The 14,352-nt window shown below is 56.0% G+C and carries 12 protein-coding genes and 1 pseudogene; 6 read left to right on the top strand and 7 right to left on the bottom strand.

The genetic code is table 11. The annotated features are described in order from the left end of the window. Positions 1–104: 104 nt before the first annotated feature. From HMPREF3096_RS31955 to HMPREF3096_RS22080, 4 genes and pseudogenes are all read left to right on the top strand, one after another. A pseudogene (locus HMPREF3096_RS31955) lies at positions 105–369 on the top strand (ISNCY family transposase); the annotation flags it as partial. A 404-nt stretch (positions 370–773) separates the two neighbouring features. Further along, positions 774–1,229, top strand: a complete 456-nt coding sequence (locus HMPREF3096_RS22090) for a MarR family winged helix-turn-helix transcriptional regulator (RefSeq protein ID WP_008804876.1) — start codon at positions 774–776, stop codon at positions 1,227–1,229. Between the two features lie 15 nt (positions 1,230–1,244). Further along, complete coding sequence (locus HMPREF3096_RS22085) at positions 1,245–2,423, top strand: efflux RND transporter periplasmic adaptor subunit (RefSeq protein WP_176747757.1); 1,179 nt, start codon at positions 1,245–1,247, stop codon at positions 2,421–2,423. A 10-nt stretch (positions 2,424–2,433) separates the two neighbouring features. Next, entirely contained in the window at positions 2,434–3,972 is a 1,539-nt protein-coding gene (locus HMPREF3096_RS22080) for a DHA2 family efflux MFS transporter permease subunit (protein ID WP_070544605.1), read from the top strand. Between the two features lie 184 nt (positions 3,973–4,156). Here the strand turns inward: HMPREF3096_RS22080 and HMPREF3096_RS22075 are convergent, their stop codons facing one another. The 6 genes from HMPREF3096_RS22075 to HMPREF3096_RS22050 all read right to left on the bottom strand — a co-directional run bounded on the left by HMPREF3096_RS22075 (position 4,157) and on the right by HMPREF3096_RS22050 (position 11,100). Next, on the bottom strand, positions 4,157–5,830 hold the full coding sequence (locus tag HMPREF3096_RS22075) for a dipeptide ABC transporter ATP-binding protein (RefSeq protein ID WP_046881456.1): 1,674 nt from the start codon (positions 5,828–5,830) through the stop codon (positions 4,157–4,159). Next, positions 5,827–6,690 carry an ABC transporter permease gene (locus HMPREF3096_RS22070; RefSeq protein ID WP_077270180.1) on the bottom strand — a complete coding sequence of 288 codons (864 nt, stop codon included), beginning with the start codon at positions 6,688–6,690 and terminating at the stop codon, positions 5,827–5,829. Before HMPREF3096_RS22070 ends, HMPREF3096_RS22075 begins: the two co-directional genes overlap by 4 nt. Further along, the gene (locus tag HMPREF3096_RS22065) at positions 6,683–7,645 is read right to left on the bottom strand and encodes an ABC transporter permease (RefSeq protein WP_008804871.1); all 963 of its coding nucleotides are present in this window, start codon (positions 7,643–7,645) and stop codon (positions 6,683–6,685) included. Before HMPREF3096_RS22065 ends, HMPREF3096_RS22070 begins: the two co-directional genes overlap by 8 nt. Continuing rightward, positions 7,623–9,233, bottom strand: coding sequence for an ABC transporter substrate-binding protein (locus HMPREF3096_RS22060; RefSeq protein WP_070544603.1), 1,611 nt, complete (start codon positions 9,231–9,233; stop codon positions 7,623–7,625). The genes HMPREF3096_RS22065 and HMPREF3096_RS22060 overlap by 23 nt, the downstream gene beginning before the upstream one ends. A gap of 377 nt (positions 9,234–9,610) precedes the next feature. Continuing rightward, positions 9,611–10,255, bottom strand: a complete 645-nt coding sequence (locus HMPREF3096_RS22055; protein WP_023297624.1) for a TenA family protein — start codon at positions 10,253–10,255, stop codon at positions 9,611–9,613. Next, positions 10,255–11,100 carry a BtpA/SgcQ family protein gene (locus tag HMPREF3096_RS22050; RefSeq protein ID WP_004176161.1) on the bottom strand — a complete coding sequence of 282 codons (846 nt, stop codon included), beginning with the start codon at positions 11,098–11,100 and terminating at the stop codon, positions 10,255–10,257. The genes HMPREF3096_RS22055 and HMPREF3096_RS22050 overlap by 1 nt, the downstream gene beginning before the upstream one ends. 26 nt (positions 11,101–11,126) lie before the next feature. On the opposite strand from HMPREF3096_RS22050, the gene HMPREF3096_RS22045 reads away from it, so the two are divergent. Then, the gene (locus tag HMPREF3096_RS22045; protein WP_070544602.1) at positions 11,127–11,999 is read left to right on the top strand and encodes a PfkB family carbohydrate kinase; all 873 of its coding nucleotides are present in this window, start codon (positions 11,127–11,129) and stop codon (positions 11,997–11,999) included. 1 nt (position 12,000) lies between these two features. Here the strand turns inward: HMPREF3096_RS22045 and HMPREF3096_RS22040 are convergent, their stop codons facing one another. Next, positions 12,001–12,954, bottom strand: a complete 954-nt coding sequence (locus HMPREF3096_RS22040) for an ABC transporter substrate-binding protein (protein WP_004151648.1) — start codon at positions 12,952–12,954, stop codon at positions 12,001–12,003. A 345-nt stretch (positions 12,955–13,299) separates the two neighbouring features. Here HMPREF3096_RS22040 and HMPREF3096_RS22035 point away from each other — a divergent pair, with 345 nt between their 5' ends. Next, complete coding sequence (locus HMPREF3096_RS22035; RefSeq protein WP_004190069.1) at positions 13,300–14,322, top strand: LacI family DNA-binding transcriptional regulator; 1,023 nt, start codon at positions 13,300–13,302, stop codon at positions 14,320–14,322. Positions 14,323–14,352: the final 30 nt, after the last annotated feature.

Here is a 14,352-nt window from a genome sequence, read left to right as displayed (position 1 = left end):
TTTCAGCACGACATTTCAACATTGGCTAGACACATATTGTGGTGGCTAAGTTGTTAGGTTTTCTCCTGGATAAGTACTCGTAGATTCAGCATCGATAGATTCTGATGACGGCTCATGCGGCGGAGTTTTTTGCTTTGGATAAAGTTAACCGACTCAAAGTTATTAGGACGTTATCGTTCGACGTCTGACTACACTTGATGGCCACACAGCGCCTGAGCATATCTGACAGCCTGTGCCGATGCCTTCTGTCGCGTTACCGTGAATCTGGCCCGCTGGGTATGGCTAGCCGTCGTCGTTGAAAACCCAGCAATAACCAACGACCTGATGGTCTTGCCCGGTACGTACTCAATATTATCCGCTTGAGATATCTGACAGACACTGCCGACGGTTGTTGGAGCGCTATCGTGAACATGGGCCGCTTTCACTTGTTAACCGTCGTCGTAGCCAGCCTGGCAACCGGCAACTGAGAACGTGTACTGCGTACTATCCGCGAACATTACGCTGATTTTGGTCCGACAGTACGCCAGCTGATGACACAGACTGCTTTATGGAACCCTGGCAAGTTACGGCCGCGCGTACATCAATCACGCCTGCGTCGGGCCTGTACCCCAGAGCGCATCCAAATTGATGTCTGCGGGCATCACGGGTTCGAGTGATCGTAATTCGCTTATCGCCCTCCTCCATTTGTCAATATGTGTGCTTTCTGTTGACCTAATTTGACAATTGGTGACCAGGCAGTAATTATCATGTTAATTACTGACCAGGCAGCTATCATGAATACCCCAATCGACTCTTCCCATAAAAACCTGCATCTGGGTTTGCTGTTCCATCTGGCAAACCAGTTTAAGGACCTGCTTATCGGCCATTACTTTGCCGACAGCGGCATTACCGCACCGCAATTTAAGGTATTGATTAATATATTTAAAGGTAACACCAGCCCGGCAGAAATCTGCAAGAGCCTGCAGATGGATACCGGGGCAATGAGCCGTATGGTTGCACGTATGGTGAAGAACGACCTGGTCGAGCGCCGCCCGAATCCGCACGACAAGCGCCAGGTGATCCTGGCCCTGACGGCAAAAGGTCAGACGCTGTGCAATACGTTTCAGAATGAAGCACTGAATACCATCCTCGCGGACTTAACGGCGCGTCTGACGCCCGAAGAATCCCGGCAGCTCGCAGATATTCTTATCAAAATGCTGCCCGATGAATTCACGGCCCCCCATCGCTAATTAAGGTCACCGGTTATGTCTATGGAAAATAACGCGCCTCCCTCTGACAAGCGCCCAGGCAAGCGTACAAGAAACTTCGCCATTTTATTACTGATCCTGATCCTCGCGGCAGGAGGCTGTCTGGCCTGGTATCTGCTTTACGCCCGCTATTACGAGAGCACCGACGATGCTTACGTCAACGGAAATCAGGTCACCCTGACACCGCAAATCACCGGTACCGTGACTCAGGTGACCGTGGATGAAGGCGATTATGTCGAAAAAGGCCAGCCCCTGGTTCTGCTGGACCCAAGCGATACCGCCATCGCCCTGCAGCAGGCTGAAGCCAATCTCGCCAGCACAGTGCGTCAGGTGCGTGGTCTCTATAGCACTGCCGACAACTACCGTGCACAAGTTGCTGCCAAAAAAGTAGCCCTGCAAACAGCGAAAAGTGACTACTTGCGCCGGGAAAAAATTGTCAGTTCCGGCGCCATTGCGGTGGAAGATCTGGCGCACTACCGTGATGCCGTGACCAGCGCGCAAAGCGATTTACTGGCTGCAGAGCAAGCGCTCAAAACCAATCAGGCGATGGTTGATGACACCGTGGTGGATAACCATCCTGAAGTCAAAACCGCCGTTGCGACGCTGCGCCAACGCTATCTCGATAACTCCCGCAGCACCATTGTTGCGCCCGTCAGTGGTTACGTCGCTAAACGTGCTGTGCAGCTCGGGATGCGGGTCACCTCCGGCACCACGCTGCTTGCCATCGTGCCGCTGAATGAAGTGTGGGTGGATGCCAACTTTAAAGAGAGCCAAATGCAGAACATGCGCATTGGGCAAAAAGTAGAGCTTAATGCGGATCTCTATGGCGATAACGTGAAATATCACGGCACCATCGAAAGTCTCGGCATTGGTACCGGTAGCGCATTCTCACTGTTGCCAGCCCAGAACGCCAGCGGCAACTGGATCAAAATCGTCCAACGCCTGCCGGTACGCATCACGCTTGATCCACATGACATGCAGAAGCATCCGCTGCGTGTGGGTCTGTCGATGAACGCTGAGGTGGATATCCGCAATCAGGGTGGTCATCTTCTGCCACAAAAAACCGTCGAACAGCCGCGATTCCGTACCGATGTGTATGAAACGCCAATGGAAGCAGCCGATAATCTGGTGGCGAAAATCCTTCATGACAACACCAGCGCTGTAGCCCAGCGCTAAGAGAGAAGCTATGTCAGAGCCGAAGGCAGCCTTTACGCCCCCCAGCCTGTTTCTGGCGACGCTTGCCCTGTCGCTGGCGACCTTTATGCAGGTGCTGGACTCCACCATCGCCAACGTGGCGCTGCCGACTATCTCCGGCAACCTGGGCGTTAGCGCCGATCAGGGGACATGGGTTATCACCTCTTTTGCGGTGTGTAACGCTATTGCTCTACCGTTGACAGGCTGGTTTACCCGCCGATTCGGGCAGTTGCGGTTGTTTATCGCCTCGGTGATGTTCTTTACCCTGACGTCATTTCTGTGCGGCTTCGCCCACAGCATGACGGAGCTCATCATCTTCCGTGCGTTGCAGGGCTTTTTCGCCGGGCCGATGTTCCCGATGTGTCAGACGCTGTTGCTGGTTATCTTCCCGCCGATGAAACGCAGCATGGCGCTGGCGCTGCTGTCGATGGTGACCGTGGTGGCGCCTATCGTGGGGCCCATCACCGGCGGCTGGCTTACCGATAACTACTCCTGGCCGTGGATCTTCTACATCAACGTGCCGATTGGGATTTTCGCCTCCATCGTGGTCTGGTCGCAGCTGCGCATGCGTGAAGAAACAACGCAGTCATCGCCTGTCGACTATATTGGCATCGCGCTGTTGGTGCTTGGCGTGGGCCTGCTGCAGGTGGTGCTGGATAAGGGCAACGACGAAGACTGGTTCTCTTCTACGCCCATTATCGTGATGTCTATTGTCTCGGCGATCAGCCTGATTTGCTTTGTGATATGGGAGCTGGACGAACGTCACCCGATTGTGAACCTGCGGCTGTTCAAAGACCGCAACTTCGCCATCGGCACGTTGGCGCTGATGCTGGGCTATGCCGCGTTCTTTGCCATCAACATTATTCTGCCGCAGTGGTTGCAGACCCAGATGGGCTACACGGCTATCTGGGCCGGTCTCGCCGCTGCGCCGATGGGCTTCTTACCACTGGTGCTGACGCCAGTCATCGGACGTTACGCCACCAAAGTGGATTTGCGAATTTTATGCTCAGTGTCATTCCTGACAATGGGGGCATCCTGTCTGATGCGCGCGCAGTTCAATACTGACGTGGATTTCCGCACCATCGCCAGCGTGCAGATGTTTATGGGGATTGGCGTGGCCTTCTTCTTCATGCCGCTGACCACCATTGTGCTGTCGAATCTGCACGGTAACGAAGTGGCGGAAGGCTCAGGACTGGCCACGTTCTTTCGCGTACTCGGCGGCTCCTTTGCCTCATCGTTAACCACATGGATCTGGCAGCGACGTGAAGTTTTCCACCACGCGAATCTGACCGAGAGCGTGACACAGTACAACCCAGCGGCTATGGATTACGTAAATAAGATGGGTGGCCCGACGCAGCAGCATCTTGCGATGATTGACCAGGTGGTTACCCAGCAGGCCTACATGATGTCGACAATCGACTATTTCTGGGCGCTCGGCTGGGGTTTTATGGCGCTGATTATCATCATCTGGTTCACCCGCCCGCCGTTCGTGAAATCGGGTATGCCAGGCGCCCCCGCAGCAGGTCACTAAACTGAAATTCACATAGGCAAACTTAGCTGAACGAGCACTGCGTACGGATGGCACTATCGAGCGCCGGGCCAGTGCCTCTTCCCTGCCCTCTATCACGTAAGACCGCCTGGAACGGGCTCTGGAGATGATAAGAGTGTTGAATAACATGACCCCATTTCTGATAACGGTGTTTGACGTTTACTGCTCAGTTATATCGCAACGGCGTCTGCCCAACAGCTGATAACAATTGTCGAGTCCACGGGTGGCGTGGCGCCCGAAAAATTTGATCCACACTGCCGCTTTCGACTACCTCGCCGTCTTTCATCACCGCAATACGATGACTCATATGCTGCACCACGCCCAGATCATGAGAGATAAACAGCATTGACAGATGCAAACGGCGTTGCAGCGCTACCAGCAAATCCAACACTTGCGCCTGGGTGGTGACATCCAGCGCCGACACCGGCTCGTCGCAAATCAGAATATCCGGCTCGCAGGCCAGGGCCTGGGCGATGGCGATACGTTGCCGCTGCCCACCGGAAAGCGTGGCCGGACGTCGCGTCAGCAGATCAGGACTTAAACCAACCAGCGCCAGCAACGCCTGCGCACGTGACAACCGGTCCGCGGCTGTGAGCGTCGTATGCAGGCGCAGAGGCTGTTGCAGCAATTGCGCCACGTTATATTGCGGATTAAATGAACCCAGCGGATCCTGCACAATCGTCTGGATACGCGACCGCAACGGCTGCCGCTGACGTTCTGTCAGCCTGCTCCATGGTTGCCCAGCGAGAAGGATCTCGCCCTGTTGCGGTGCCTGCAGCGCCAGCGCCAGTTTGCCTAGCGTGGTCTTCCCGCTACCGGATTCGCCCACAATGCCCAGCGTTTCGCCCTGCGCGACCTCTAACGTCACCTGATTGACGGCCTGCAAGCGACGGCCATCCGGCAGAACATACGCCAGTGATACGTTATCGGCAGCCAGCACGGGTGTGGTGCTGTCAGTACTGATGTTCTCCCGCACTACCGTTTGACCCAGCGGATCGTTTCCTGTTAACCACGTCCCACGCGTACCGGCAGAGGGAATGGCCGCCAGCAGACGGCGGGTATAAGGGTGTTGCGGCGCATGCAGCACCTGTCGCACCTTGCCGCTCTCCACTGCTTTGCCCTGCCGCATCACCACCACACGGTCGGCAATATCCGCCACCACCGATAAATCATGGGTGATCAGCAGCACGCCATGCCCGGCATCCGCCAGGGCCCTGAATACATTCAAAACTTGTTTTTGTACGGTGGCGTCCAGCGCGGTAGTAGGTTCATCGGCAATGAGTAATCGCGGCCCCGCCGCCAGCGCCGACGCGATGAGCGCTCGTTGGCGCAAGCCACCGGAGAGTTCATGTGCGTACTGCGCCATCCGGTTATGCGGATCGGGGATGCCGGTTTGCGTTAACAGCTCCGCCACGCGTTCGCGAACTGCCGCCCCCCGTTCCAGGCGGTGCGTCAACAACGGCTCCGCGACTTCCTGACCAATCCGGCGCAGCGGGTCAAGCGAGGTCAGTGCATCCTGCAAAACAAAACCAATTTCGCGCCCGCGTAGTTGCTGCCAACGGCGGGCATCGCACGCCAGTAAATTCTGCGACAGGCCATCGTGCCCATGCAATATCAGGGCCTCGGCGCGAACAGCCGCCCCTGCCCCCGCCAGCCCGACTAGCGTCCGGGCCGTGACGGATTTACCCGAACCGGACTCGCCTACCAAAGCCAGGACTTCACCGGCATGCACGTCAAACGATAAGGCGTTAACCGCCTCAATCAGCCCCTGCGGCGAGGGGAAGCTGACGCTCAGTTGCGCCACCTGTAACAGCGGTTGCTGGAAGGTCTCTGAAGTCATGCGATCCCGCCTTTGGCAATAAGGGTTTGAACACGTCGGCCGAGCAGCGTAATGGCAATCACCGACAGCGCGACAACGCTGGCGGGCAGCAGGCTGACCCATGGGGCGCTATCGAGAAAATTACGTCCCTCAGAGAGCAATGCGCCCCACTCCGCCGTCGGCGGAGTCACCCCAAGTCCAAGGAAACTGAGGGCCGAGGCGGATAATATGAAATACCCTATCCCCACCGTTGCCAGTACCAGCAGCGGGCGCAGCGTATTGGGCACAATATGGCGCAAAATAATCACCATTGGCGGCTCTCCCAACGCCACCGCATGCTGCACATACCCCGATAACCTGACCTGCAACACTTGCGCGCGCACCAGCCTGGCATAGCCAGCAATGCCGGCCAGTCCGACCGCCAGCAGGGTATTCTCTGGCCCACGCCCCAACACCGTGATAGCCAGCAGCGCCAACAGCAAATCGGGGAACGCCAGCATAATGTCCAGTAGCCGTACGAGTAACTGCCGTACCGCCCTGGGCGCAAGACCTGCCAGTGTCCCCAGCACAATACCGCCCGCGCTGGCAATCAGGGTCGCGCCGACCCCAATGCTCAGCGACAGCGAGGTGCCATACACCACGCGGGTAAACACATCACGCCCCAACTGGTCAGTACCGAACCAGTGTCTGAGGTCCGGCGGCTGCAAAATCGCGCTGAAATCCATCTGTTCGGGGGTGTACGGCGTGAATAGCGATGGAAAAAACACCGCCACCACGAGCAGTAGCACCAGTAACAACGGAATGCTGGTACCCGGCGCCAGCCACGGGTTACGATAGCGCCCCCCGTCGCGGCGGGCCACCCGCAGTAAAAGATCACTCATCAGCATGCCCTCGCAGACGTAGACGGGGATCGATCAGTAAATAAAGGGTATCAATCAGCAGGTTAATCACCACAAACAACAGCGCGGAGAACATCACCACCCCCAGCACCAGGGGCATGTCTCGGTTCTCAATCGCACCGAGAGTGATTTGCCCCAGCCCCGCCCGACCAAATACTGTTTCGGTCAGAATTGAGCCGCCTAATACGCTGGCCAGCAGCGTCCCCGTCAGCGTCGACACCGCCAGCGAGGCATGGCGCAACGCATGCCGTAAGCGCAGCGCAGTTTCACTCACCCCTCGCGTACGCACGGTCATGGCGAACGGCTGCGAAAGCGCCTCCTCCAGCCCATCACGCAGCACCTGGCTGAGTGTCGCAGCCAGCGGCAGGCTGAGCGTCACCACCGGCAGCACAAGGGCGATCCAGCCATCGTTACCGGTCACCGGAAACCATTGCAGTTTGAAACTGAAAATGCTCAACAACACGATGCCGATCCAGTACACCGGTGTGCTAAGCAGCATCAGCTCCAACCCGGCAAGCAGAGACCGCAGACGCGGATGACGTCCGGCTGTCAGTAATGCGTTAAATACCGCCAGTACCAGTGCCAGCGCCAGGGCGCTGACGGCCAGCGGCACCGTCTCTTTCAACGCTGCGCTAATCACCTGCACAACAGGCTGGCGATACTGATAACTCACGCCAAGGTTGCCCGTCAGCGCCTCGCCACAGTAGCGCAAATATTGCCACCACAGTGGCTTATCCAGGCCGAACTGGCGGGTCAGTGTCTCGCGAAAACTATCATCCACAACGCTGTTGGCGCTGCCTATCAGAATTGCCACAGGATCGCCGGGGATCAGTTTTACCGCAACAAACGTCAGCGTTGCCGCGCCCCACAGCACGGCGAAAATGGTCAGCAGGCGCTTGCCTGCTGCCAGCAGCTTAGCGTTGGATCCAGACATCATAGAAATTCGGCTTCGCGTTCGTGGCCCAGCTAATGCCCTGCACCTGTTTGGCTTTCCCTAACTGATATGCCGGGATGTATATTGGCACCGCCCAGGCCTGATCGATTATCTGGTGCTGGATGGCATAGTAGATGCGTTTACGCTCGGCTTCGCTGGCACCGACAGCAGTTTCCAGTTGGCTATCCAGCGCTTTAACGCGGCTGAAGTTGTTCCCCTTCGGCGGAATATAATTGGAATGGAAAACGGTACGCAGGATGTCCGGCTCCGGGCGAACAAAATAGTTCGAGATAATGTCGTACTGGTTAGCCGCCGTGCGGCTGCTGAGAATGCCTGAATCCACCGGATCGAGTTTCAGTTCAAAACCGGCTTGTTTTACCTGGTATTGAATTGCCTGGAACAGCGTCACGTCAGCGGCTTCGACATCGTTTGAAGAATAGGTAAATTGCACAGTAAGGCGTTTACCCTCCTTGACCCGGTAGCCTTCGCTATCGGTTTGCTGCCAGCCGGCTTCATCCAGAAGACGGCGGGCTTTTTGCAGATCAAACCCCCACTGGCTGGCAATGGCCGGATCGTAATCCAGCGTAGCGGGTCCAAGAATATTGTCGGCAGGTTTCAGGATGCCAAAGAACGCGGCTTTAACGGCAGTAGTGCGATCGATGGCGCTCTGGAAGGCCTGCCGCACTTTCAGGTCGCTGAAGATCCCTGTGTCGCTATTCAAATAAAGGACGCGCGGAACGCCGGGGTTTTCCCTGGTGATCACATCCAGCTTCGGGTTATTTTTTACCTGCGCATAATTCACCGGCGGAATGGCATCGATCACCTGTACCTGCCCGCTATTCAGCGCGCCAAGACGTACCGCTGACTCCGGCAGGTACTTAAATTCGATCTTATCCAGCCATGCCGGGCCTTTATGGGTGGCATAGCCCGGACCCCAGTTGTAATCGGCGCGCTTGCTGAGTTTACTCCCGCTGCCTTTGACAAACGATTCGAGGATAAAGGGACCAGAACCGACCACGGTATTGCTGGTATTCGCCGCTTTCTGCAGATAAGCCGGTGACTGAATACCGAGATACGGCAAGCTCAGCCCCTGCAGCAGCGGTGCGAAAGGCGTTTTATAGCGGATCACCACGGTGTACTCATCTGGCGTAGTGATCGCGTCAATCGGCCCCAACAACGATTTGGAGTAACTGGAGGTGGTTTTCGGATCGAGTATGCGTTCAAAGTTATATTTTACCGCCGCAGCATCCAGTTTCGTGCCATCACTAAAAGTCACATCCTTGCGAAGATGGAAGGTGTATTCGCGGTTATTGTTTTTAATTTCCCAGCGTTCCGCCAGCCATGGTGTAAAGCTGTTATCTTCCGCCTGGCCGACCAAAGAATCCACCACGTTACGCGTAACCAGAGCGGTGACGGAATAAGCGGTAATAGAGGGGTCAATAATCGGGGTATCGCTGCCCAGAGCGACCGTCAGCACACCCCCCGCGACAGGTTTATCCTGTGCGTGAGTGGTGAAGCTGGCAGTAAGCGTTAGCGCGGAAAGCAGACTGATGCGCAATAAACTGTTCTGTGAATAAATGCTTCGTTTCATCCCTTTTCCTTGGCCTGGTTTTTGTTAAATATCTGGCAATTAAAGTCCATTGTAGGGGGAGAGCCGCCGTCGAGTAACGATGGATAATTTATATCTATTTCTGAAAATAGCTTTTTCTTCAGGTGGGAAGAAAAGAAAAAAGAGAGCCCCGAGCTACAGGCCCGAATAAAATAACATAAATGCTCGCCCTCTATAATTTCTCTCAAAAGAGTCAGAAGGCAGCTAAATTAACCCTCCGACTTTATTAAGATAAAAATGTGAAATAAGAATCGGCATTAACGGTAATGGTAAGTTTCGCCAACAAGACGCAGAACGTCGAGATATAACCCGTATTCAGGAGGCGCCGCGTCCGGCGCCCCCTGTGATCCTCCTCGCGGCTACTCCTCGTATGCCGCGTGATGGAAATCAATTTCCCACTGCAGCACCTCGCCGTAAAGCGCCGATAACGCCTGCTTTTCGTCTTCACTCAGCGCCATGGCGCAGCGGTCGAGTTCGTTTTTTAGCCAGAGAGCCTGCTGATAAAATTCGTCCTCCGCGTGCATTTCCACCCAGCGTCGTAAATCAGCATCGCTCTGATAATATTCGCTCGCCCGTCGGCACCAGAAATAGTACATCCATTCCGCACCGAACATCAGGGTCACAATCTGCTCATAGCTGCCCTCGCGGGCGGTCCGCAGCATACCGTCGCGAAAGCGCCGTACCCCGGGCAAATCATCCGGGTACTCAGCGGGATCGATCTGCCGCGCTGACAACACCTGTTCAAACCACGCGATCTGTATATCAACCAGGGCATTCAGCACGCCAATCAGCCAGCGCTGCTGTTGAATACCCGGCGCTTTGCTGACCCCGAGGGCAAAAATCGCGATTGCCGTCGCGACAAAGTTGCCCTCAAACACCAGATAGCGGTTGAAGACGACTGTCGGCAGACGATCCTGTTCGATATCAGTCACAAACGGGTGCTGCTGCATCGCCTGCCACGCCGGTTGATGTTCGCGCAGCAGGCGTTCGCTAAACGCTTCCATTAAGCTTCCTCCAGCGCGGCCTGCGCGACCGACATAAAATGCTTCACCCGGGCCAGCTCAACATCGTTCCACCAGACGCCATCGACCTTCATTGTACTGGCCACAATGACCCCCTGAGTCCGCCCGAGGATCTGCTTCACGTTAGCCGGTGTCACCCCGGAGCCCACCAGGAGCGGTAGTTCCGTCGCCGCGCGGATCTCGTCAATTTCCGCCATCGTGGCGCTATCGCCCGTACGCTGGCCGGTGGCGATCACCGCGTCAGCCTCGAAGAAATCGACATCGCGCGTCAGTTCCTGAATCGAACGATCGGCGACAATGGCATGGCTACCGTGCTTAACGTGGCTATCGGCAAAAACGCGAATATGTTCAGCGCGCAGCATACTGCGGTAGCGCAGCGCCTTAGCGGCCGCCCCTTCTATAAATCCTTCGTTGGCGATATAGGCGTTGGCCCACTGGTTTACGCGGACGAAATCGGCGCCTCCCGCCAGGGCGATCGCCATTGCCGGGATCGCCGCGTTAGCCAGAACGTTAATGCCCAGCGGCACAGCAAAACGTTCACGAACTTTCTCGGTAATGACCGCCATCAGCGCTGAGGTTTCATGGCCGATATCCTCAGGTTTAGAGAAAGGAATATCGCCATGGTTTTCAATAATCAGACCATGAACACCGCCTGAAATATAATTTTCAGCATCACGAAGCGCACGTTCAACAATATCCGAGACTGATTTTCCTCGATATTTTGGCGAGCCAGGAAATGGGTCGCAATGAATAACACCAATAACAGCCTTGCTTCGTGAAAAAATAGCTTGTATTGCATTCGTTTTTTCTGCTGAGATAGCAACCATATTATCCATCCTGTTAAGGGAACACTATGCGTGTTTACGTTACTGGTAATATTACCGTAGATGAAACCTGGTCCATTCCGGATATACCGAAAAAAGGAGCCTCCATTCACGGCGTTAAAGTGTCGCAGGATATCGGCGGTAAAGGCGCGAACCAGGCGATTATATTATCCCGCTGCGGAATAGAGACGCGTTTAATTGCCGCCACGGGAAATGACAGCAACGGCGCGTGGATCCGCCAGCAGATAAAAAATGAACCACTGACGCTACTACCCGACGGCCATTTCAATCAACATAGCGATACCTCGATTATTTTAAATAGCGCTGATGGTGACAACGCCATCATTACCACTACGGCGGCGGCCGATACATTCAGCCTGGATGAAATTATTCCGCATATGGCGGATGCCGTCGCTGGCGATATTCTGCTACAGCAGGGCAATTTCTCCCTCGATAAAACGCGGGCGCTGTTCCAGTACGCCAGAAGCCGCGGCATTACGACGGTATTCAACCCCTCACCTGTCAATCCTGACTTTTGCCATCTGTGGCCGCTCATCGACATCGCGGTGGTCAATGAATCCGAGGCCGAGCTGCTCCAGCCATACGGGGTGAAAACCTTAGTGATTACCCAGGGCGCCGCAGGCGCCTGGCTGGTCCAGGAGGGCCAGCGTCAGTTTTGTCCCGCCGTGCCCGCCGAGGCGCTTGATACTACCGGCGCGGGCGACACGTTCCTCGCCGTCATGTTGGCCTCCGCCCTGCTGCGCGGCGTCGCGCCGGATGCGCTGGCGCTGGCGCACGCCAGTCGCGCTGCCGCCATTACCGTTAGCCGCCGGGGGACGCTCAGCGCGTTTCCCGGCAGCCGTGAGCTCGCCGCCCTGTTAACCACGGGCGGCGCGCGCTGACCTACTTAAACAGCGGACGGTATGAATCGACGTTCGCTTTGGTTACCACCGTCGCCGGAACCAGAATGGTTTTCGGCACGGTTTTACCCGACGTGATGCTGTTCAGCGCATTCAGGGCTTCGGCGCCCATCTTTTCCGGGTCCTGCTGCAGTACGGCGGTGACGTAGCCGCCGTCAATACCGGAAATCGCCTTCGCCGTCAGATCCCAGCCAAAGACTTTAATATCCTTCTGCCGCCCCTGGTTTTCTACGGCGGCGATAGCGCCGAGCAGCGCGGGTTCGCCGGTGGCATAAATCGCTGTCAGATCCGGGTTACCGGTGATCAGGTTTTCCGCCGCGGTCATCGCTTTATCCTGCACATTCTGCCCGTCGACCACGTTAGCGATAGTAATCTTCGGATTGCTTTTCAGCGTCTCTTCGAACCCTTTCTGCCGCTGGTTCTGAATGGCCGAATTCAGCGCGCCGACAATACCCAGTCGCGCCTGGCCGCCCATCTCTTTCTGCACGTAGTCCACGAAGTATTGACCAATAATTCTGCCGCCTTCAATATTATCAACGCCGACCTGAGCTGCCTGTGGCCCGGCCGGTAATACGGCATCAATCGCAATCACCGGAATGTTTGCGGCGGCGGCTTCTTTAACCGCTGGCATGATCCCGTTAACGTCGATAGCAGCAACCAGAATGCCTTTAACGCCTTGCTGAATATAGTTTTCTATCGCGTCGTTTTGCGCCACGGGATTATCGTTAGAGTTAAAAATAACTAAATCCTTGCCACTGGCTTTGGCCGCATCCTGTGCGCCTTTATTCATCAGATTAAAGAACAGCGCCTGTTGGTTGATTTGTACCAGCGCATAAGTCGGACCGGCAGCGCTGGCGGCAGAAATAAAACTCATGGATGCCAGCATGGTCGTAGCGACAGCAAGTAAACGCAGTTTTCCGGTGTGAAATAACATCATCAGTATCCTCGTCGGGAATAGTTGATAGCCAGCAGAGTTCCGCGCCGCATGCGAACGCAGAAGGATTATTTTTTTGGCGGGCAAATATCGTCTATATCGCCAGAACAATCATTGAACGTTCGGCGGATACCTGCTTAATGTCATCCCGGCAACCGGTCCGTGTCGGTGCGCGACTGGAATAACTTAAACGGGGTTGGGAATGACTTCCCGGATGATGCGGTAAACTGCCTATACAATTCTCTGCTGATTAAAATTTGTCAAGCATTTATTTTTGGTGATTGTTCGCAGAGAAATTGCTGTATCCACCGCGCTTAACTATGTTACAGATAGCCGATTCTGGCAGAAATGGCGCAGGAAATGAGTATAAAACGCGTATTGTTATCCGATGTGGCAAAGCTGGCGGGGCTGTCGAAGGCGACCCTGTCGCGCTATATGAACAACAGTATTGTGCTGCCGCAGGACACCATCGACCGCATCGAAACCGCCATTCGCGAACTGGACTATCGCGGCAATAGCCTGGCACGTCGTCTTAGCAAAGGCGGCAGCGAAACGCTTGGCCTGGTGCTTCCCGATATTACCAACCCCTTCTTTGCCGAACTGGCCGACGCTGCCGAAGAGGCTGCTTCTGCCAGCGGCTACAGCCTGGTGCTGTGTATCACCCGCAACAACCCGGAAAAAGAGTGCCAGTTCATTCGCTGGCTGGATACCTGCCAGGTCGACGGTCTGCTGTTCACCACCAACCGCCCCGATAACGGCCTGCTGCGCAAGGAGGTCCAGCGTCACGAACGCATTGTCCTGCTGGATGAAGATATTCCCGGCAGTAAGGTACCGAAAGTGTTTGCCGATAACGTCCAGGGCGGGCGGATCGCCACCGAAAAACTGATCGCCGCCGGGCATCGCCATATCGCTTTCGTCGGTGGCCCGGACAAGCTGATGAGCGTCCGTGAGCGCTATCAGGGCTTTTGCACCGCGATGGAGCAAGCGGGCCTGAGCTGGCCGCCCGAATGGGTGATGTATGGCGACTACCAGCGCGAGTTTGGCCAGCAGGCGCTGCGGTACCTGTTCAGCCAACCGGTTCGCCCCACCGCCGTCTTCGCGGCCAGCGACTATCTGGTGCTCGGCCTGCTCGATGGCTTGCGCGCCAGCGGGCTCCAGGCGCCGGAGGCGCTTTCGTTAGTCGGCTTCGATGACGCCAACTACGCCGATTTTACCCAGCCGCGGATCTCCACTATCCGTCAGCCCGCCCGCGAACTGGGCCGTACCGCGGTGAACATCATGATGCGCCTGCTAAACGACGATCCGGACATCCCTGCGGAAACCCGCCTGCCGGTTGAATGGATTGGCCGCGACTCGATCAAGATCTGTTAAGCCCGTCCCAAAATGGCGCAAAAGCGCCCG

The sequence above is a fragment of the Klebsiella sp. HMSC25G12 genome (assembly GCF_001807705.1).
In the GTDB taxonomy this organism is placed as follows: domain Bacteria; phylum Pseudomonadota; class Gammaproteobacteria; order Enterobacterales; family Enterobacteriaceae; genus Klebsiella; species Klebsiella variicola.
This window is presented reverse-complemented; position numbering and strand designations above follow the sequence as displayed.